Origin of the sequence: Cellulosimicrobium sp. PMB13, assembly GCF_051294865.1 — a bacterium.
Taxonomy (GTDB): Bacteria; Actinomycetota; Actinomycetes; order Actinomycetales; family Cellulomonadaceae; genus Cellulosimicrobium.
In genome coordinates this window covers 2,516,817-2,535,316 of sequence record NZ_CP145910.1, presented here as the reverse complement: position 1 = coordinate 2,535,316, position 18,500 = coordinate 2,516,817, and the positions used below count along the sequence as shown (strand labels likewise).

General features: G+C 73.5%; 19 protein-coding genes and 1 other RNA gene. 3 read left to right on the top strand and 17 right to left on the bottom strand.

Annotated features, from left to right (window positions below):
• Positions 1 to 61: 61 nt before the first annotated feature.
• The 6 genes from V5D56_RS11405 to clpS all read right to left on the bottom strand — a co-directional run bounded on the left by V5D56_RS11405 (position 62) and on the right by clpS (position 4,421).
• Positions 62 to 793, bottom strand: a complete 732-nt coding sequence (locus tag V5D56_RS11405) for a non-canonical purine NTP pyrophosphatase (RefSeq protein WP_435735461.1) — start codon at positions 791 to 793, stop codon at positions 62 to 64.
• Positions 790 to 1,554: a ribonuclease PH gene (gene rph, locus V5D56_RS11400; protein ID WP_435735460.1), complete on the bottom strand. Its 765-nt coding sequence runs from the start codon at positions 1,552 to 1,554 to the stop codon at positions 790 to 792. The genes V5D56_RS11405 and rph overlap by 4 nt, the downstream gene beginning before the upstream one ends.
• 92 nt (positions 1,555 to 1,646) lie before the next feature.
• Complete coding sequence (locus tag V5D56_RS11395) at positions 1,647 to 2,477, bottom strand: MBL fold metallo-hydrolase (RefSeq protein ID WP_435735459.1); 831 nt, start codon at positions 2,475 to 2,477, stop codon at positions 1,647 to 1,649.
• Complete coding sequence (gene murI, locus V5D56_RS11390; protein WP_435735458.1) at positions 2,477 to 3,280, bottom strand: glutamate racemase; 804 nt, start codon at positions 3,278 to 3,280, stop codon at positions 2,477 to 2,479. The genes V5D56_RS11395 and murI overlap by 1 nt, the downstream gene beginning before the upstream one ends.
• A gap of 89 nt (positions 3,281 to 3,369) precedes the next feature.
• The gene (locus V5D56_RS11385; RefSeq protein WP_435735457.1) at positions 3,370 to 4,089 is read right to left on the bottom strand and encodes a DUF2017 family protein; all 720 of its coding nucleotides are present in this window, start codon (positions 4,087 to 4,089) and stop codon (positions 3,370 to 3,372) included.
• Positions 4,086 to 4,421 carry an ATP-dependent Clp protease adapter ClpS gene (gene clpS, locus V5D56_RS11380; RefSeq protein WP_435735456.1) on the bottom strand — a complete coding sequence of 112 codons (336 nt, stop codon included), beginning with the start codon at positions 4,419 to 4,421 and terminating at the stop codon, positions 4,086 to 4,088. Before clpS ends, V5D56_RS11385 begins: the two co-directional genes overlap by 4 nt.
• Positions 4,422 to 4,486: 65 nt before the next feature.
• Here clpS and V5D56_RS11375 point away from each other — a divergent pair, with 65 nt between their 5' ends.
• Positions 4,487 to 5,938, top strand: coding sequence for a nicotinate phosphoribosyltransferase (locus V5D56_RS11375; protein ID WP_435735455.1), 1,452 nt, complete (start codon positions 4,487 to 4,489; stop codon positions 5,936 to 5,938).
• A gap of 14 nt (positions 5,939 to 5,952) precedes the next feature.
• Here the strand turns inward: V5D56_RS11375 and V5D56_RS11370 are convergent, their stop codons facing one another.
• The 9 genes from V5D56_RS11370 to V5D56_RS11330 form a co-directional block, all read right to left on the bottom strand.
• Positions 5,953 to 7,698 carry a DEAD/DEAH box helicase gene (locus tag V5D56_RS11370; protein ID WP_435739010.1) on the bottom strand — a complete coding sequence of 582 codons (1,746 nt, stop codon included), beginning with the start codon at positions 7,696 to 7,698 and terminating at the stop codon, positions 5,953 to 5,955.
• 104 nt (positions 7,699 to 7,802) lie between these two features.
• Positions 7,803 to 8,138: a DUF3039 domain-containing protein gene (locus V5D56_RS11365; protein WP_435735454.1), complete on the bottom strand. Its 336-nt coding sequence runs from the start codon at positions 8,136 to 8,138 to the stop codon at positions 7,803 to 7,805.
• 195 nt (positions 8,139 to 8,333) lie between these two features.
• Entirely contained in the window at positions 8,334 to 9,116 is a 783-nt protein-coding gene (gene nagB, locus V5D56_RS11360; protein ID WP_435735453.1) for a glucosamine-6-phosphate deaminase, read from the bottom strand.
• Positions 9,116 to 10,153, bottom strand: a complete 1,038-nt coding sequence (locus V5D56_RS11355) for an ROK family protein (RefSeq protein WP_435735452.1) — start codon at positions 10,151 to 10,153, stop codon at positions 9,116 to 9,118. Before V5D56_RS11355 ends, nagB begins: the two co-directional genes overlap by 1 nt.
• A 1-nt stretch (position 10,154) precedes the next feature.
• Positions 10,155 to 10,967 carry a carbohydrate ABC transporter permease gene (locus V5D56_RS11350; protein WP_435739009.1) on the bottom strand — a complete coding sequence of 271 codons (813 nt, stop codon included), beginning with the start codon at positions 10,965 to 10,967 and terminating at the stop codon, positions 10,155 to 10,157.
• Between the two features lie 116 nt (positions 10,968 to 11,083).
• Positions 11,084 to 12,040 carry a carbohydrate ABC transporter permease gene (locus V5D56_RS11345; protein WP_435735451.1) on the bottom strand — a complete coding sequence of 319 codons (957 nt, stop codon included), beginning with the start codon at positions 12,038 to 12,040 and terminating at the stop codon, positions 11,084 to 11,086.
• A 147-nt stretch (positions 12,041 to 12,187) separates the two neighbouring features.
• Positions 12,188 to 13,498, bottom strand: a complete 1,311-nt coding sequence (locus V5D56_RS11340) for an extracellular solute-binding protein (RefSeq protein ID WP_435735450.1) — start codon at positions 13,496 to 13,498, stop codon at positions 12,188 to 12,190.
• A gap of 197 nt (positions 13,499 to 13,695) precedes the next feature.
• A complete protein-coding gene (locus tag V5D56_RS11335; RefSeq protein WP_435735449.1) occupies positions 13,696 to 14,856 on the bottom strand; it encodes an ROK family protein in 1,161 nt (386 codons plus the stop codon).
• A gap of 144 nt (positions 14,857 to 15,000) precedes the next feature.
• Complete coding sequence (locus tag V5D56_RS11330) at positions 15,001 to 15,915, bottom strand: PfkB family carbohydrate kinase (RefSeq protein ID WP_435735448.1); 915 nt, start codon at positions 15,913 to 15,915, stop codon at positions 15,001 to 15,003.
• A 158-nt stretch (positions 15,916 to 16,073) separates the two neighbouring features.
• Here V5D56_RS11330 and V5D56_RS11325 point away from each other — a divergent pair, with 158 nt between their 5' ends.
• Together V5D56_RS11325 and V5D56_RS11320 are read left to right on the top strand one after the other, a co-directional pair.
• Positions 16,074 to 17,084, top strand: a complete 1,011-nt coding sequence (locus tag V5D56_RS11325) for a DUF4349 domain-containing protein (protein ID WP_435735447.1) — start codon at positions 16,074 to 16,076, stop codon at positions 17,082 to 17,084.
• Positions 17,077 to 17,430, top strand: coding sequence for a hypothetical protein (locus V5D56_RS11320; RefSeq protein ID WP_435735446.1), 354 nt, complete (start codon positions 17,077 to 17,079; stop codon positions 17,428 to 17,430). Before V5D56_RS11325 ends, V5D56_RS11320 begins: the two co-directional genes overlap by 8 nt.
• A 78-nt stretch (positions 17,431 to 17,508) precedes the next feature.
• On the opposite strand, the gene ssrA is transcribed toward V5D56_RS11320, so the two are convergent.
• Positions 17,509 to 17,875: a transfer-messenger RNA gene (ssrA, locus tag V5D56_RS11315) on the bottom strand.
• A gap of 149 nt (positions 17,876 to 18,024) precedes the next feature.
• The gene (locus V5D56_RS11310; RefSeq protein ID WP_435735445.1) at positions 18,025 to 18,438 is read right to left on the bottom strand and encodes a hypothetical protein; all 414 of its coding nucleotides are present in this window, start codon (positions 18,436 to 18,438) and stop codon (positions 18,025 to 18,027) included.
• Between the last annotated feature and the right edge of the window lie 62 nt (positions 18,439 to 18,500).

Below are 18,500 nucleotides of genomic sequence, written 5' to 3'. Positions count from 1 at the left end.
GCCACCTGGTCGTCGGCCGTGGGCCGCGGGCGTGGGCCGTCGCCGGCGGGTCGGCCAGGAGCTACCTCGGCGCGAGCGCGGCGACGATCTCCGGCGCCAGCGCGCGGAACGCGGTGCCGCGGTGGCTGATCGCGTTCTTCTCGGCCGGGCTCAGCTCGGCGGCAGAGCGCCGCGGCCCCGCGTGTCCCGCAGCGCCGGTCGCTGCTCCCGGCTGGTCCGTCGGCTCGAGGATCGGGTCGTAGCCGAACCCGTTCTCGCCGCGCGGCGCGTCGAGGAGCACTCCGCGCATCTCCCCCGTCCGGACGACCTCCCGGCCGTCGGGCGTGACGAGCGCCGCCGCGCACACGAACCCCGCCCCGCGGTGCTCGGCGCGGACGTCGCGCAGCTGGGCGAGGAGGAGCTCGAGGTTCGCGACGTCGTCGCCGTGCCGACCGGCCCAGCGGGCGCTGAAGATGCCGGGCGCGCCGCCCAGGACGTCGACGGCGAGGCCCGAGTCGTCCGCGACGGCCGGCAGACCGGTGGCCGCGGCGAGCGCGCGCGCCTTGATGAGCGCGTTCTCGGCGAACGTCACGCCGTCCTCGACGGGCTCGGGCGCGCCGACGTCGCCGGCGCTCACGACCTGCTCCGGCGCCAGCGCGAGCCCCGGGTGGGCGTCGAGCTCGGCCGCCAGGATGGCGCGCAGCTCGGCGAGCTTGCCCCGGTTGTGCGTCGCGAGGACGAGGCGTGCGCCGTCGGGCACCTGGACGGGCGCGCCGGGTGCCGGAGCGACGTCCGCCGGTCCCGTCCCGCTCACGCGCCGGCCTCGAGAGCGGCGCGCTGGATCGCGGTGAGCTGCGCAGTGCCCGCGACCGCGAGGTCGAGGAGCGCGTCGAGCTCGGCGCGGTCGAACGGCGCGTGCTCGGCCGTGCCCTGCACCTCGACGAACGTCCCGGCGCCCGTCGTGACGACGTTCATGTCCGTCTCGGCGCGCACGTCCTCGACGTACGGGAGGTCGAGCATGGGCACACCGCCGATGATCCCGACGCTCACGGCCGCGACGGAGTCCGTCAGCACCGGCTTGCCGGCGGACTTCACGTGCCCGTGGCGCTGGCCCCACGCGACGGCGTCGGCGAGCGCGACGTAGGCGCCCGTGATCGCGGCGGTGCGCGTGCCGCCGTCCGCCTGGAGCACGTCGCAGTCGAGGACGATCGTGTTCTCGCCGAGCGCGGAGACGTCGATGACCGCGCGCAGAGAGCGCCCGATGAGCCGCGAGATCTCGTGCGTCCGGCCGCCGATCTTCCCCTTGACCGACTCGCGCTGGCTGCGCTCGTTCGTGGCGCGCGGCAGCATCGCGTACTCGGCCGTGACCCAGCCCTCGCCCGAGCCCTTGCGCCAGCGCGGGACGCCCTCGGTGAACGACGCGGCGCACAGCACGCGCGTGCGCCCGAACTCGACGAGGACGCTGCCCTCCGCCTGGTCGAGCCAGTTGCGCGTGATGGTCACGGGACGGAGCTGGTCGGGTGTGCGGCCGTCGACGCGCAGCACGGAGCCGCCGGAAAGGTCAGGGGAGGTCATGCGCCCACCCTACCGACCGCACCCCGCCCGCTGAGTGCTGGGTATTCGTCGCCAGGGCGTCGTCCGGACGACAGATACCCAGCACTCACCGGTCAGAGCAGGAACTCGGCGCCTGTCGTCGCGACGTCGACCGGGCCCGGGTAGACGTCACGGGCCTCCGCCCGGGAGCGGTCGGGGTCGTTCCAGGCCGGGAGATGGGTGAGCACGAGGCGGCGGGCGCCCGCCGCGGTCGCGACCTCCCCGGCCCGCCGCCCGGTGAGGTGGATGCCCCGCTCGACGGCGTCGTCGCGGCCCTCGTGGAACGCCGCCTCCGACAGGAGCAGGTCGGCGTCGCGCGCGAGCTCCACGACGCCGTCGCACGCGTCGGTGTCCCCCGTGTACGCGAGGACCGCCCGCTCGCCCGGCCGGAGGGTCGACGGCCCGGTGACCCGCACGCCGTACGCCTCGACCGGGTGGAACACGCGGTACGGCTCGAGCGTCAGCGGCCCCACGGCGACCGCGGTCCCGGGCTCCCAGGTCCGCACGTCGAGCTCGTGCGCGAGCCCGTCGCCGGGCTCCGCGCCGTAGGCGGCGTCGAGGCGTGCGCCGGTGTCGACCGGCCCGAGCACGGGCAGCCGCGACGGCACGCCCGTCCGGGCGGAGCCGCGCGTCGGGTGGTAGCGCAGGTACACGTACAGGCCGCACACGTCGACGAAGTGGTCCGGGTGCAGGTGCGAGAGCGCGACGGCGTCGAGGTCGAGCGGGTCGACGAACTGCTGGAGGGCGCCCAGCGAGCCGTTCCCGAGGTCGAGCACGACGCTCCAGTCACGCTCCTCGTGGCCCGCAGCGGCCGCCTCGGCGGCGGAGACCTGGACCAGGTACGACGACGCGGGCGAGGCCGGGCCCGCGAACGACCCGGAGCACCCGACCGTGACGAGACGCATCAGGCCGCCTCCACGGTGAGGACCTCAGGACCGAGGAACCGGCGCGCGAGGTGCTCGAACGGCTCGGCGCTGCCGGTCGCGAGGAAGCGGTGCAGCGGCGGACCGGCGTCGCGCGAGCGCTCGAGGTCGTGCGCGACGAGCGTGCGGTACACGTCCTTGGCGGTCTCCTCGGCGCTCGACACGAGCGTGACGTCCTCCCCCATGACGTAGGAGATCGCGCCCGTGAGGAGCGGGTAGTGCGTGCAGCCCAGCACGAGCGTGTCGACGCCGGCCGCCTTGATCGGGTCGAGGTACTCGTGCGCGACCGCCATCACCTCGGGGCCGGACGTGACGCCTTCCTCGATGAGCGGGACGAACGCCGGGCACGCCCGCGTCGTGATCTGCAGCCCGGGCGTCACGGCGAACGCGTCGTCGTACGCGCGCGAGTCGACGGTCGCCTTCGTGCCGATGACCCCGATGTGACCCGAGCGCGTCGCGAGCACCGCCCGGCGCGCGGCGGGCAGGACGACCTCGACCACGGGGATGCCGCGCCGCACGGTGTACCGCTCGCGGGCGTCGGGCAGCACGACCGCCGACGCCGAGTTGCACGCGATGACGAGCATCTTCACGCCGTCGTCGACGAGCCGGTCCATGACCGCGAGCGCCATCGCGCGGACGGCCGCGAGCGGCTTCGGGCCGTACGGGCCGTTGGCGGTGTCCCCCATGTAGAGGAGCGACTCGTTCGGCAGCTGGTCGAGGATCGAGCGGGCCACCGTGAGCCCGCCCACGCCCGAGTCGAAGATGCCGATGGGAGCGTCGTTCACGCGCCCGAGCCTAGTGCGACCCGCGCCGGACGACCGCCCGTGCGCGCGCCGTCGGGCTGTGGCAGCGCCCACAGCGGGCCGCGCGACGATCAGCCGCGGCTGTCCCCGTCGCGACCGCGCCTCGCCCGCAGGTCGGCGAGCATGCCCTCGACGAGGGACTCCTGCAGCAGCCCGGTGAGGAGGAACACGCTCACGAGGAACCGTCGGGCCGCGAGCCCGTCGACGTCGAGCTCGTCGTCCGGGCCGTCGTCGCCCTCCGCGTCGAGCTCGTCGTACAGGCCCTCGACCTGCTCGTCGGTCCGCAGGTCGAGACGCTCCGCGAGCACGAGGCGCACGTCCGTCAGGGCGCCCGCGACCCGCTTGGCGGTGTCGCGCGGCACGACGAAGGGGGCGGCGTGCGTCGGCTCGCCGTCCACGAGCATCTGGCCCAGCAGCACGAGCCGGTCGATCTTCTCCCCCGCCAGGTCGTCCTGCGTGAACCGGCGGAACTCGGCCGCGACCGCGGCGTCGTCGGACGCCGCCGGGAGCAGCCGGCGCACCGCCGGGTCGAGCGGCGCCCTGCGGTCGGACCGCGGCGCGCCCGACCCCGTCGCGCGGGGAGCGGGACCCGTCCACCCGGGAGGCGCCCAGGCCTCGACGCCCTCGGACCCGTCCCCCGCGTCGGCGTCGCCCCGAGCCCCGGGACCGTCGACCGGCGCGTGCTCCTGCAGCATCTGCGCGACGTCGCCCGCGAGCTGCGCCAGCACGATGCGCTCGGACGGCTCCAGCTCCGCGACGTACCCGAGCTCGTCGGTGCGGAACGGCCTCATGCCTCGTCGCTCCGCTGCATCGTCGCCCACAGGCCGAACCCGTGCATGGCCTGCACGTCCACCTCCATGCGCTCGCGCGTGCCGGTCGAGACCGCCGCGCGGCCCTCGTGGTGCACCTGGAGCATCAGCTCGTTCGCGCGGGACGTGGAGTACCCGAAGTACGACTCGAACACGTACGCGACGTAGCTCATGAGGTTCACCGGGTCGTTCCAGACGAGCGTGACCCACGGGCTGTCGGCGGCCACGTCGAGGTCCGTGCGCGTCGCCTCGTCGGGGACCGCGACGGAGAGCCGGGGCACGGCGGCGCGGGTGAAGATCGGGGGGAGGTTCACCCCACCACTGTATTCGCGGGCACGTCACCGCCCGAGACGGACCCGTCTGCCCTACCGTGTTCCGCATGAGCCTGAACGACCGGGGCACCGCCGCCCTCCGGGCCGCCCTCGCCCCTGGACTCGACACCGGACTCGACGCCGGACTCGACGCCTACGGCGCGACGGCACCCGCGGACACCGGCCCCAGCACCTCGACCGCCCTCCTCACCGACCGCTACGAGCTGACGATGCTCCAGGCGGCGCTCGCCGACGGCACGGCGCACCGTCACTGCCTGTTCGAGGTCTTCACCCGGCGCCTTCCGGCGGGACGGCGCTACGGCGTCCTCGCGGGGACGGGACGGGTCCTCGAGGCGCTCGCGTCCTTCCGGTTCTCGGCGCGCGAGCTCGACTGGCTGCACGCTCGCTCCGTGGTGGACGACCGCACCCTCGACTACCTCGCCGGCTACCGGTTCACGGGGTCGATCAGCGGGTACGCCGAGGGCGAGGTGTTCTTCCCCCAGTCCCCCGTGATGGTCGTCGAGGGCTCGTTCGCCGAGGCGGTCGTGCTCGAGACGCTCGTGCTGTCGATCCTCAACTACGACTCCGCGGTGGCCTCCGCCGCGTCCCGCATGACGAGCGCGGCCGTCGAGCGGCCGTGCCTCGAGATGGGAGCGCGGCGAGCCAACGAGCAGGCCGCCGTCGCCGCCGCTCGCGCGGCCGTCGTCGCGGGCTTCGCCGCGACGTCCAACCTCGAGGCGGGGCGCCGCTACGGCCTCGAGACCATCGGCACCGCGGCGCACGCGTTCACGCTCCTGCACGACGACGAGGAGTCGGCCTTCGCGTCCCAGGTCGCCTCCCAGGGCCCTGGCACCACGCTGCTCGTCGACACCTACGACGTGCACCGTGGCGTCGCGAACGCGGTGCGCGCCGCCGGGACGGGGCTCGGGGCGGTGCGGCTCGACTCGGGCGACCTCGGCGTGCTCGCGGTGGAGGTCCGCCGCCAGCTCGACTCGCTCGGCGCACGCGGCACGAAGATCACCGTGACCTCGGACCTCGACGAGTACGCGATCGCGGCGCTCGCTGCGGCGCCGGTCGACTCGTACGGCGTCGGCACGTCGCTCGTCACGGGCTCGGGCGCCCCGACGTGCGGCATGGTCTACAAGCTCGTCGCGCGCGAGGACGCGTCGGGCGTGCTCCAGCCGGTGGCCAAGGCGTCGACCGCCAAGACCAGCACGGGCGGCCGCAAGGTCGCCGCGCGACGCTACGGCGACGACGGGCGCGCCGTCGAGGAGCTCGTCGTGACGGGACCCGACCTCGAGGTGCGCGAGTGGGACCCCGACACCGAGGAGGGGGACGTCCGCCCCCTGCACGTCCCGCTCGTCGTCGACGGCGCCGTGGACTCGCGCTGGGTCGGGTCCTACGGCGTGCAGAACGCGGCGGACCGGCACCGCGAGGCGCGCGCCGAGCTGCCCCGCGGTGCGCGCCGGCTCTCGGCCGGCGACCCGGCGATCCCGACCGTGGTCCGCACGCTCGGCTGACGACCCGGTGCTGACTACTTCTTGCCGACGAACCAGCCGCGCACGAGGCTGACGCGCGCGTCGAGCTGCTCCACGGTCGCGAGCGGCACCTCGGGGCCGCCGCAGCGACGGCGCAGCTCGTTGTGGACCGTGCCGTGCGGCTGACCGCTGCGACGTGCCCACGCCGAGACGAGCTGCTGGAGCTCCTTGCGCAGCTCGGCCGCGCGCCGGTGCTCCAGCTCGGACCGCTCCCGCTCCGCGGGGACCTTGTTCTTGGACCGCGCGCTGATCTGGTCGGCCTGCCGCTGCCGCAGGAGGCTCGTCACCTGGTCGGCGTCCAGCAGGCCCGGCAGGCCGAGGAAGTCGAGCTCCTCGTCGGAGCCCACGTCCGCGCCCGTGCCGAACTCGCCGCCGTCGAACAGGACGCGGTCGAACGAGGCCTGGGCCTCGAGCGCCTCGAAGCTGCCCTGGACGAGCTCGCCCGAGGCCTTGTCCTCCCGGTTCGCCGCGGCGAGCTCCGCCGCCTCCGGGTCGAAGCCCTCGCCCTGCTCCTCCGCGGTGAGCGGACGGTCGAGCGCGTGGTCGCGCTCGACCTCGAGCCCGTTCGCGAGCTCGAGCAGCGGCGCGACGCTCGGGAGGAACACCGACGCCGTCTCCCCCCGGCGCCGCGCGCGCACGAAGCGCCCGACGGCCTGCGCGAAGAACAGCGGCGTCGACGTCGAGGTCGCGTACACGCCGACGGCGAGGCGCGGGACGTCCACGCCCTCGGACACCATGCGCACGGCGACCATCCAGCGCTGGTCGCCGTCGGAGAACTCCTCGATGCGCCCGCTGGCGCCCTCGTCGTCGGACAGCACGACCGTCGGCGACTGCCCCGTGAGGCGCGCGAGATGGCCCGCGTAGGCGCGTGCGTCCGTCTGGTCCGTCGCGATGACGAGACCGCCCGCGTCGGGGATCGCCCGCCGGACCTCGGACAAGCGCTTGTCGGCTGCCGCGAGGACGGACGGGATCCACTCGCCGTTCGGGTCGAGCGCCGTGCGCCACGCCTGGCCGGTCATGTCCTTCGTGAGCGGCTCCCCGAGGCGCGCGCTCACCTCGTCGCCGGCCTTGGTGCGCCAGCGCATCTGGCCGGAGTAGGTGAGGAAGAGCACGGGCCGCACGACGTGGTCGCGCAGGGCCTCGCCGTACCCGTAGGTGTAGTCGGCCTTCGAGCGGCGGATCCCGTCGGGGCCTCGCTCGTACTCGACGAACGGGATCGCGGCGGTGTCGGACCGGAACGGCGTACCGGTGAGGCTCAGGCGGCGGGCCGCGTCCTCGAACGCCTCGCGCACGGCCTCGCCCCAGGACAGCGCGTCCCCGCCGTGGTGGACCTCGTCGAGGATGACGAGCGTGCGGTCGGCGGTCGTGCGCGCGGCGTGCAGCGCGGGCTTCGCCGCGACCTGGGCGTACGTCAGCGCGACGCCGTCGTAGTGCGACCCGTGCCGGCCCTGGCTGTTGCGGAAGTTCGGGTCGATGCGGATGCCGACGCGCGCCGCGGCGTCGGCCCACTGGTGCTTGAGGTGCTCGGTCGGGGCGACGACCGTCACCCGCCGCACGACCCCCTGCTCGAGGAGCTCGGTCGCGACGCGCAGCGCGAACGTCGTCTTGCCGGCACCGGGGGTGGCGACGGCGAGGAAGTCACGGGGTGCGCGCGCGCGGTAGAGCTCGAGAGCCGCTGCCTGCCATGCGCGCAGCCGGGAGGCCGAGCCCCACGGGGCCCGCCGCGGGAAGGCCGGGGACAGGTGCGAGGCCGCCGCGGACGACGGGCTCTGCGGTGCGGCCGGCGCGGCGCCGGGTACGGCGCGGGGAGAGTTCGGGGAGGTGGACGACGAGTGGGGCGTGCCGCTCACTTGCCGGAGTCACCCTCGCCGTCCTGCGGCTCCCGCAGACCGTCGTAGATCTCCTTGCACGTGGGGCACACGGGGAACTTGTTCGGGTCGCGGCCCGGGACCCAGACCTTGCCGCAGAGCGCGATCACCGGCTTGCCGGACATCGCCGACTCCATGATCTTCTCCTTGCGCACGTAGTGCGCGAAGCGCTCGTGGTCGCCCGGCTCGGCCTGCTCGTGGGTCTCCTCGCGCTCGAGGACACCCGTCGACGTGCCCGTGCTCGGCTCGGTCGACGGGCTCCGGAACGGGTCCTCGGGACCTCCGGGGGGCGTGCTCGCGCGGAGTTCGGTCATGGCCAGCAGTCTACGTCGCCGCGCCGACACCCCGCGTGGGGCGGCGCCCGCCCGGCACGCGCGACGACGGGGGCAGGCGACGCGCGGGACGACCCGCCCCGGACGCGCGAGAGCCCGCCGGCACCGGTCAGGGGCGTGACCGGCGCCGGCGGGCGGCCAGGGTGCTCGCAGGCCGGAGGTGCGGGCGGGACGTGCTCAGAGGCGCTGCCACTCCGGCTTCGAGGCGTAGGTCTGGCGGTAGTAGTCGGCGAGCTGCAGTCGCGAGGCGGCGGCGTCGTCGACGAGGACCGTCGCGTGCGGGTGCATCTGCATGATCGTCGCGGGCCAGAGCGCGCTGATGGGCCCCTCCACGAGCTGGTGCACGGCCTCCGCCTTGCCCTTGCCCGTCGCGAGCAGCACGAGGTGCCGCGCGGACATGATCGTCGCGAGGCCCTGCGTCAGGCAGTGCCGCGGCACCCGGTCCACGTCGTCCCCGAAGAACCGGGCGTTGTCCTCGCGCGTCTGTGCCGTGAGCGTCTTGATCCGCGTGCGCGACGCGAGCGACGACCCCGGCTCGTTGAACGCGATGTGCCCGTCCGTGCCGATGCCGAGGATCTGCAGGTCGACCCCGCCCGCGTCACGGATCGCGGCCTCGTACGCCGCGCACGCCGCGGTCAGGTCCTCGGCGTTCCCGTCCGGCCCCTGCACGGCCCCGGGGGCGAAGTCCACGCGGGACGCGATCTCCGTCTCGATGACGTTGCGGTAGCGCTCCGGGTGGTCCGCGGGCAGCCCCACGTACTCGTCGAGCATGAAGGCGCGTGCCCGCGCGAAGCTCAGCCCTGCCTCGGCGTGCCGCCGCGCCAGCTCGTCGTACACCTTCAACGGGCTCGATCCCGTGGCCAGGCCCAGCACGGCGTCGGGGCGCGCGCGCACGAGCGCGTCGACCGCGTCGGCGGCCAGCTCGGCGAGCCGCGCGGCAGGAGCGATCACGACTTCCATCAGGACACCTCTCGACGGCCGACGAGGGCAGCGCCCACCGCGGCGACGGGGACGTCGTCGGGCGCGAGGGACACTCGGTCCGCGAGCCGCAACGACGACAGGAACGGGGACGTGCGCGACTGCTCGTCGAGAGCGGCGCGCACCGCGTCGAGCAGCGGCACGCCGAGGGCCGACACGCCACCGCCCAGGACGACGTGACGCACGTCGACGGTGAGCTCGAGGATGCGCACGGCGCTCGCGACGGCGGACGCGAACTCCGCCTTGAGGCGCACCGCCTCCGGGTCGCCCGCCGCAGCCGCCTCGAACAGCTCGGCCGGCGCGGGACGCCCGTGGCGCGACGGCCAGCGCGCGCTGAGCGCGGACCCGGACGCGTACACCTCGACGCAGCCTCGCTGGCCGCACGCGCACACCGGTCCCCGCGGGTCGATCGGGATGTGCCCGATCTCTCCCGCGGCGCCGCTCACGCCACGGCGGAGCTCGCCGCCCAGGACGATGCCCGCCGCGAGCCCGGTGCCGAGCGCGAGGAACGCGAGGTCACCGCCGTCCGGGCCCATGAGGTGCGAGGCCCCGAGGGCCGCGACGTTGAGGTCGTTGTCCGTGCGGACGGGCAGGCCGCCCAGGTCGTCGGACAGGGCACGGGACAGCGGGAAGCGGACACCCTCGATGCCGAGGTTCACGGCGTGGGTGACCGACCCGTCGTCGGGGTCCACGAGGCCCGGGACCCCCACACCGACGCCGTCGAGCGCGGCCAGGTCGACGCCCGCCCGGCGCGCGACCTCGTGCACGGCACGTGCCGCGCTGGCCACGACGCCCTGCGGTCCGCGGACCGTGGGGACCCGGACGGCCTCGTGCGCGACGCCGTCGGGCCCGAGGACGGTCGCGAGCACCTTCGTGCCACCGATGTCGAGCCCCGCGGTCCACCCGGCGCCGGGGCGCCCGAGGGTCCCGGCCGCGGGTCTCGGCCGCGGCGTCGCGCCGAGGGCGCTCGGGGCGGCCGCCTCGCCCGAGAGCGAGGCGGCCGTGGTCAGGTCGCTCACGTCAGCCCTTCACCGCGCCCGAGACCAGGCCGCCGGTCATCCGGCCCTGGACGATGAGGAAGAAGACCACCACGGGGACCGCGATGAGCACGGACCCCGCCATGAGCGCGCCCCAGTTCGTCGCCTGCGTCGCCTGCTGGAAGGTGCGCAGCCAGACCGGCAGCGTCATGGACTCGGGACGGGACATGATGATGAGCGCCATGAGGAACTCGTTCCACGCCTGGATGAACGCGAACACACCCGTCGCGACGAGGCCCGGCGCGAGCAGCGGGAACGTGATCTTCCAGAAGGCCTTGCCGCGCGAGCAGCCGTCGATCATGGCCGCCTCCTCGAGGTCGGCCGGGACGCCGTTGACGAACCCGCGCAGCGTCCAGATCGTGAAGGGCAGCACCCCGGACACGTAGACGATGCCGAGGCCCACGATCGTGTTGAGCAGCTGCCAGCCGTCGATGATCCGGAAGATCGAGATCATCATCGCCTCGCCCGGGATCATCTGGACCACGAGGATCGCGATGATGAAGGCGCGGCGTCCCGTGAACCGGAAGCGCGTGACGGCGAGCGACGCGAGGAAACCCAGCACCATCGCGATGACGAGCGTGAAGAACGTGACCGCGAGCGAGTTCTGCATCGCGGGGATGAACGGCGCGCGCGACTCGTCCGTGATCGCGGTCCGGTAGTTGTTGAGCGTGAAGACGTCCGGCGTCGGGAAGAAGTGCAGGTCGCTCCCGCGGATCAGGCTCGTGGGCAGGAACGACGTGTTGATCATCCAGTAGACCGGGAACACCGACGCGACGAAGACGACGATCGCGAGGATCGCGAAGACGACGTTCGCGGCCTTCCTGCGCTGCGTGTCGCGGCTCTTGCGCGGTGCACCCCGGTCGACGGACGCCGCGTGGCGGACGGGCGCGACGGGGGTGGTCGAGATGGTGCTCACAGTTCTTCCTCCCGGACCGTCTGACGCACGTAGTAGAACGAGATGCCGAGCATGATGAACACGAAGATGACGGCGATGGCACCCGCGAGGCCGTAGTGCCCCTGCGCCATGCCCATCTGGTAGATGTACACGCCGATCGTGTTGGTCTGCTCGCGGTCGCCGCCCACGCCCTGGAGCGCGTAGATCTGCGTGAAGACGCGCAGGTCCCAGATGATCGACAGGACGATGAGCACGGTCACGATGCTCTTCACGTACGGGATCATGATGAGGCGGAAACGCTGGACCGGGCTGGCGCCGTCGAGCTGGGCGGCCTCGAGGACCTCGCCCGGGATCTGCGTCAAGCCGGCGTACATCGTGAACGCGACGAACGGTACCGCGCCCCACACGATGATGATCGTCGCGATGAGGAAGAACTGGAGCGGGTTGAGGAGCCACGAGTGGCCCATCCAGTTCTCGCCCGTGATGCTCGTCAGGAGGTTGTTGACCACGCCGTACTGCGTGTCGAAGATCCAGCCCCAGACGATCGTCGCGGCGAGCGCGGGCATGGCCCAGGCGAGCAGCAGGCCGACCGAGACGAGCAGCCGGAAGCCCTTGCCTAGCCGCATCATGAGCAGCGCGATGAGCGTCCCGAGCACCATGGTCAGCACGACGCAGACGACCATGAAGACGAAGCTGCGCAGCAGCACCGTCCAGAACCCGTCGACGTCCGTGAGGACCGTGGCGTAGTTGTCGAAGCCGACCCACTCGGCGGGCTGGCCCATGAGCTGGGCCCGCTCGTACTCCTGGAACGACATGACGAACAGCCGGACCAGCGGGTATCCGACCAGGACCCCCAGCACGACGAGGCTGGGAACGAGGAGCGTCCACGGCAGGACCGGTGGACGCCGCTTCTTGGTGCCCCGCGCCGCGGCGTCGGCGCGCGCGGTGCGGGGTTCGAGGGTGGTTGAGCTCATGTCCTCACTCCGTCAGGTGCGCGGTGGTGCGCAGGCGACGTGCCCCTCGGCACGTCATGGGCAGGGGCGGGAGCTCCTCGCGAGGAGCGCCCACCCCTGACGGCTCGAGCCGGGCCCGCCCGGCTCACGTCCGGGCGGGCCGACGGCTCAGCTGTTGAGGATCTCCTCGATCTTCGCGTCGAGCTCCTCGGCGACGGTCTGGACGTCCTCGCCGTTGGCGATCTTCGTGAAGGCGCTCTGGAGCACGTTCTGCGCCTCGACGTCGGCCCAGCGAGGCGACGCGGGCGTCAGGCGGGCGTTGGCCGCAGCGGCGACACCGGCCTGCGAGATCGGGTCCTCCTGCGGGACGGTGTCGGACAGCGACACCTTCGCCGGGATGAGGCCGTTCGCGCCGAGGATCGACTGGTACTCGTCGCTCATCATGATCTCGAACGCCTTGAACGCGAGCTCGGGGTTGTTCGACTTCTGCGCGACGGCGATGTTCGAGCCGCCCGCGAAGACCGCGGCGGGCTCACCGGCGGTCGCACCCGGCAGCGGGAAGGCTGCGAGGTCGGAGCCGTAGGTGGTCTCGCAACCCGGCACGTCCTCGGGCTTCACCGGCTCCTCGGGGGCCTTGATGGACCACTGGATCCACGTCGGCGCGGACAGGTACGCGACGTTGCCCTCGCAGAACGGCACCTGCAGGTCGGTCTCCTGACCGTCCTTCGGAGCCTTCGACGCGTTGTTCATGAGGTCCTGGACCTGCTCGAGGCCGGCGAGGCCGCCCTCGCTCGAGAAGCCCGCCTCCCACTCGCCCGAGTCGTTCTGCTCGGCGATGAAGCCACCGTTCTCCCACACGAACGGGAGCGCGTTGTACCAGTCCTGGCCGGGCCAGTAGAGACCGGAGCGGGTGTCCGTCGTGAGCGCCTTCGCGCCCTCGACGTACTCCTCGAGGGTCGTCGGCACCGGGGCGTCGCCCGTGATCTGCGGCGAGTAGAAGACGACGCGCGAGCCGGCGTAGTACGGCAGGGCGTAGTGCTTGCCCTCCCAGTCACCCGCCTCGACGAAGCCGGGGAGCAGGTCGTCGCCGCCGAGCGACTCGAACTCCTCCTCGGTGATCTCGCGGAAGAACCCGGCCGACGTGAACGCCGGGGACTGCGTGTTGCCGACCTCGATGACGTCCGGGCTGTCCGAACCGGACAGCGCGGTCGTCAGCTTGTCGACGAGACCGGTCCAGGACTGCTCCTCGATGGTGAGGGTGCTGCCCGGGTTCTCCTCCTCGAAGGTCTCCTTGAGGTAGTCGCGAGCGTCCTGCGGCGTGTCCGAGCCGTTGATCCAGACGCGGACGTCGCCGGTGGCAGCCTCGCCGCCGGAGCCGTTGTCGTCGTCGTTGCCGCCGCCGGAGCTGCAGGCGGTCAGCGCGAGCGCCAGGGTGATCGTCGACGCCACGGACGTGGCGACGAGGCGGTTCCTCTTCACTGGGTGCTTCCTCTCGGTGCTTGTGCGGTGTCGTCGATGACGCGCACGAGATGTGGCAGGGGTCCTGCGTTATTCAGGGTGTGCGGTGCCCCGCGTCCGGAGGATGCAGCACTGGGGTCTCCGGAGCGCCGGGCGGTGGGACGGGTCTCGTGGTCGACCCGGCCCGGTCGGGCAGCGTGGTCAGGTGGGCATGACGCTCACGAGACCCCCAGCTGTCCGGACAGGACGAGGACGGCGGCCCCTGCGAGGACGACGTCTTCGTCGAGCGTGGCCATCCGCACCTGGAGCCCGCTGCCGGTGACGGGCATCGTGCGACCACGGATGGTCTCGAGCGCGGCCTCCCGCAGGGGTCCGTCGAGCAGGTCCGCCGGACCGCTGATCAGGACCTCCGCGAGGTTCAGCGCACTGACGACAGGCGCGAGCGCGATGCCCAGCGTCCTGCCGACCGACGCCAGAGCGGCGTCGGACGTCTCGGTGTCCAGGCCGTCGACCGCGCGCCGCAGCGCCGGGACGGACAGGACGGTCTCCAGGCACCCGTGGCGCCCGCAGGCGCACGGGTCGCCGTCGTCGACGACGGTCACGTGGCCCAGCTCGCCGGCCGCGTCCCCGTGCCCGCGCACGCGCGCGCCGTCGACCATGATGCCGGCTCCCACGCCCTCGCCCACGGTGAGGACGAGCAGGCCGTCCCCCGCGGCGCCGCCGAACGTGAACTCACCGAGCGCGGCGATGTTCGCGTCGTTCGCGACGTGCACGGCGAGGCCGAGCTGCTCCGTGAGCTGTGCCGCGAGCGGCACGTCGTACCACCGGCGGTTCGGCGCCTCGACGACGCGGCCGACGGCGTCGACCACCCCCGGGGAGCCGATGCCCACGCCGATGACGGGCTGCGTGGCCGACGCGATGAGGCCGCGGCAGAAGCGCGTCAGCAGGTCCACGAGCTCCGAGCCGGTCCGGCCGTCGACGGCGAGGCTCTGGCGCACCACGAAGTCACCGGTGAGGGTGAGCACGGCGCCGCGTAGGACCTCGTCGTCGGTGAGGTCCACCGAGACGATCTGGTACGCGCTCGTGCGCATCCCGACGAGGATCGCGGGCTTGCCGACCCGCTGGCCGGGACGCACGCCGAGCTCCTCGACGAGCCCCTCCGCGATGAGGACGGAGACGAGGTCCGAGATCGTGACCCGGGTCAGCGACGTCGCCCGGGCGAGGTCGGCGCGCGACGTGGGGCCCTCGTGGAAGAGGTGCTGCAGCACCAGGGAGCGGTTGTGGGCCCGAGCGTGCTCGGGGAGCACCTTGGAGGTGGGCCTGAGCCCTGAGCTCAGCCTCCTCCGCGGGGCACCGGTCCCGGTGACTGCCGTTGTCATGTTTGTTAGTAGACCGCCTTTACTAAGTGCGTGTCAACCCGCTCGCGCCGTCGTGACCGAACCGTTGTCGAGCGGCAACGCGGGCGACACGCGGCGCGGGCGCACGGTCCGCAGCGCCCCCGCCTCGCCGGCCGGCCGCTCTCGTCAACCGTCGGTCCGCGCGCCGATCCAGCCGCGCGCTCCCGCGTGCTCGACCGATCGCGTCGCGACGGTGACGGCGCTCGCGAGCGCGGCGGCGAGCGGCTCCCCCGCGCAGAGCGCGGCCGCGAACGCCCCGTGGACCACGTCCCCCGCCCCCAGCGTGTCGACGACGCGGCGCGGGGACGGCACGGCGACCTGCGACCGGCGCCCGTCGTGCAGCACCTCGACCGGCCGCGCACCACGCGTCCGCGCGACGAAGCGCGGACCACGTCGTGCGACGTCCGCCAGGATCGCGTCCGAGCCTCCCGACACGTCGTCGTCGACCGGCACGCCCGGGACCCTGAAGTCCGCCGACAGCACGACGGCGTCGCAGAGCGCGACCATCTCGGGCGCCTCCGCCTTCCACGAGCCGCCGTCGAGCACGACGACGCAGCCCGCGTCCCGGGCGCGTCGCGCCACCGCGAGCGCGAGCGGGGCGAGGTGCCCGTCGAGCAGCAGGACGTCGCCCGGTCCCACCGGACCGAGGAGGGCGTCGACGTCGTCCGGGCCCGGCGGCACGACGTCGCCGAGCGTCGTGGCGTTCGTGCTCACCACCGCGCGCTCCCCCGAGCCCGCGGTGACCAGCACGGTCGACAGCGCGGGCCGCACGTCAGCGCGGCGCTCCGCCGGGACCGCGTCGACGAGCTCGACGCCGGCGGCGACGACGTCCGCACGGACCGCGTCGGCCAGAGGTCCCGTGCCGACAGCGGTCACCAGGCGGGTCGGCACCCCGAGGGCGACCGCCGTCGCCGCCGCGTTGGCGGCCGGCCCCCCGAACGTGGCGTCGAGCGAGCGGGCCACGACCTTCTCGTCGGGACCCGGCAGACGGTCGACGACCTGGACCACGTCGAGCGTCAGGAGTCCGCAGCACACGAGCATCCGCCCATCCTGCCGTGGTGCGGCGGCATGTGGCGGCAGGTGGCAGCAGGTGGCGGCAGGTGGCGGCAGGTGGCGACGAGGTCACGGCCAGTTCACAAGACGGTCACGATGTCCGGTGGCGTGTCCGGTTCGCACGCTTGGCCCCCTACGCTCGCAGCATGCGCACCAGCACCCGTCGGCTCCCCGCTCTCGCCGTCGTCCTCGTCCTCGGCGGGGCGCTCCTCGCCGGGTGCTCGGGCGGCGGCGGCGCCGACTCGGAGTCGGGCACCGCGCCCTTGACCGTCGACCAGCGCGCCGCGGAGGGCGACGCCGGGGGCGAGCTCGCCCCCGAGGGCGCCGAGGACGCCGCGTCGGGCATCGCTGCGGGCGACGAGGCGGCACAGGCCGGCGCTGCGCGCGAGGTCGTCACGACCGGATGGGTCACGGTCGTGACCGCAGACCCGGTCGCGGGCGCGGCGGAGGTCGCGGACCTCGCCGAGAGCGCCGGCGGGCGGGTCGAGACCCGCAACCAGTCCGGCGACGCGGCGGAGGGGACCGCGCACGCCGAGCTGACGATCCGGGTCCCGGCCGACCGGACGACGGCCACGCTCGACGCGCTCGAGCAGGTGGGCGAGGTGGACGACCTGTCGGTCGAGGCGGTCGACGTCACCGGCACGGCGCGCGACCTCGACGCCCGGGTCGAGGCGCTCACCACGTCCGTGGACCGGTTGCGCGACCTCATGGGCGCGGCCGACAGCACCGAGGACCTTCTCGCCGCCGAGCAGGAGCTCACGACACGGCAGGCGGAGCTCGAGTCCCTCCAGTCGCAGCGGGCGGCTCTCACCGACCAGGTCTCGATGTCGACCGTGACCGTCTCGCTGGTCCAGGTGGCACCCGTCGAGCAGCTGTCCCCCGGCGGGTTCCTCGGTGGTCTGGAGAACGGTTGGAACGCCCTGCTGGCGACGCTCAACGGGCTCGTCGTCGTCGTCGGCGCCCTGCTGCCGTGGCTCGTGGTGGCCGGCGCCGTCGCGCTCGTCGTGCGGTGGGTGCTGCGCCGTCGTCGGCGTGCCGCTGCGGGCGGGACACCGCCCGCCGCGGGCGACCCCGCCAGGCCCGACGACGGGCCGGGAGCGGGGCCCGGCGAGGGCGCCGAGTCCGGCCGGCCGCTCGTCGGGGCGACGCGTGACTGACGGTTCCACGGACCCCGGCGCGGCCCGCGGCGAGGTGGGGCGGCTCTGGGACGCGGATCCGGACGGTCCGGACGGCCACGCGGTCGGCTACCTGGTGACGCGCGAGTGCACGCACTGGGACACCGTCGGTCCGCACGCGTTCCCGCGGCACGTGAACCCGGAGCCCCGACTGCAGTGGCGGGTCCACTTCGACGACCCGGCACGCGACGACGTGTACTCCGACGACCCGGACGCCCCGCGCGTCGGACGCCACGACGACACGCTGACGATCGCGGGCGACGTCCTGCACGTGCGGTGGCTCGAGGGCGCCGACGCGCAGGCGGCGTGGGCGCGCCACGGCTGGTGAGCGGGCCCTGCGCCGGCACCGCGCCGGGCAGAGGACGACGAACGGCCCGCACCGAGAGGTGCGGGCCGTTCGTCGCAGGGGTGGAGGTGCGGGGAATCGAACCCCGGTCCGGTGACGCCGATCGAGGACTTCTCCGGGCGCAGTCTGCTGCAGTTTTTCTCGGCCCCCGCACTCACGCAGACAAGGTGCGGACGGGCTCAGTCACCAAGAAGTCCCCGCAGCCCCGGTGACGAGGACTGCGAGCAGTGGCTCTCTAGATGACGCCAGGATCCGAGTCGAGAGCTAGCTCGGGCTGACGGACTTCAGGACTCGCTCAGGCGGCGAGTGCGAAGTCGGTGCGCTTGTTATCGGCACCTGTAGTTTGCAGACATCGTTTACGAGATAAGCCTGCATCCTCGGCCCGCTTCTCCTCGAAGCACGACCACCGTCGAAACCGATCACCCCCTGTGCAGTTGTCAAGCACTGCGCCTCCCCCGGGACGAGCCCGTCGGGCGGTGCAGCAGGTACAGCCTACGGGATCAACACCAACGGTCGCCCGTCTATTTCCGCGCGGCCCGTCGCGCCCGGGTCCGCGCTCCCAGCCTGGTCGGCGCCCTACTTCTTGCGGCTCAGGACGTCCGCGAGCAGCCCACCGGCGATCCCGAGCAGGAACACGTCCTTCGCGAGTCCGATTCCCTGGTCGCTGGGACGGATCCCGTCCTCGCGGGTCATGCCGGGCGTCTTGAGGTACAGGCCCACGAGGCCCGCGGAGAACGCGCCGAGCGCGGGCGCGACGAGCGCCGTCGGGACGAAGGGCGTGACGAGGGCCGCGCCCAGCGCGATCTCGGCGGTCGAGAGCGCCTTCGTGAACTGCTGCGGCTCGATCTCGCCGAGGAACGGGTACACGCCGGAGGCCATGCCGTGATAGCCCTGCGCCGCCTCGTCGTCGGCGTCGCGCTTGCTCAGGCCGGAGTTGAGGATGAACGCGCCTGCGGCGAGACGCGGGATGTACTGGCGCAGCCTGACCATGGGTCCTCCTGTCGACACGACCGGTCGACCGGTGTCGGCGACCGGTCTCGACCGTACGACGC

What these genes read in the sequence shown, in the direction of transcription:
- V5D56_RS11395 (WP_435735459.1), bottom strand. Translation starts at nt 2,477, where the DNA reads ATGCGTCTCGTCACGGTCGGGTGCTCCGGGTCGTTCGCGGGCCCGGCC.
- V5D56_RS11385 (WP_435735457.1), bottom strand. Translation starts at nt 4,089, where the DNA reads ATGAGGCCGTTCCGCACCGACGAGCTCGGGTACGTCGCGGAGCTGGAG.
- V5D56_RS11335 (WP_435735449.1), bottom strand. Translation starts at nt 14,856, where the DNA reads ATGACAACGGCAGTCACCGGGACCGGTGCCCCGCGGAGGAGGCTGAGC.
- V5D56_RS11375 (WP_435735455.1), top strand. Translation starts at nt 4,487, where the DNA reads ATGAGCCTGAACGACCGGGGCACCGCCGCCCTCCGGGCCGCCCTCGCC.
- rph (WP_435735460.1), bottom strand. Translation starts at nt 1,554, where the DNA reads ATGACCTCCCCTGACCTTTCCGGCGGCTCCGTGCTGCGCGTCGACGGC.
- V5D56_RS11345 (WP_435735451.1), bottom strand. Translation starts at nt 12,040, where the DNA reads ATGAGCTCAACCACCCTCGAACCCCGCACCGCGCGCGCCGACGCCGCG.
- V5D56_RS11365 (WP_435735454.1), bottom strand. Translation starts at nt 8,138, where the DNA reads ATGACCGAACTCCGCGCGAGCACGCCCCCCGGAGGTCCCGAGGACCCG.
- V5D56_RS11325 (WP_435735447.1), top strand. Translation starts at nt 16,074, where the DNA reads ATGCGCACCAGCACCCGTCGGCTCCCCGCTCTCGCCGTCGTCCTCGTC.
- nagB (WP_435735453.1), bottom strand. Translation starts at nt 9,116, where the DNA reads ATGGAAGTCGTGATCGCTCCTGCCGCGCGGCTCGCCGAGCTGGCCGCC.
- V5D56_RS11310 (WP_435735445.1), bottom strand. Translation starts at nt 18,438, where the DNA reads ATGGTCAGGCTGCGCCAGTACATCCCGCGTCTCGCCGCAGGCGCGTTC.
- V5D56_RS11330 (WP_435735448.1), bottom strand. Translation starts at nt 15,915, where the DNA reads ATGCTCGTGTGCTGCGGACTCCTGACGCTCGACGTGGTCCAGGTCGTC.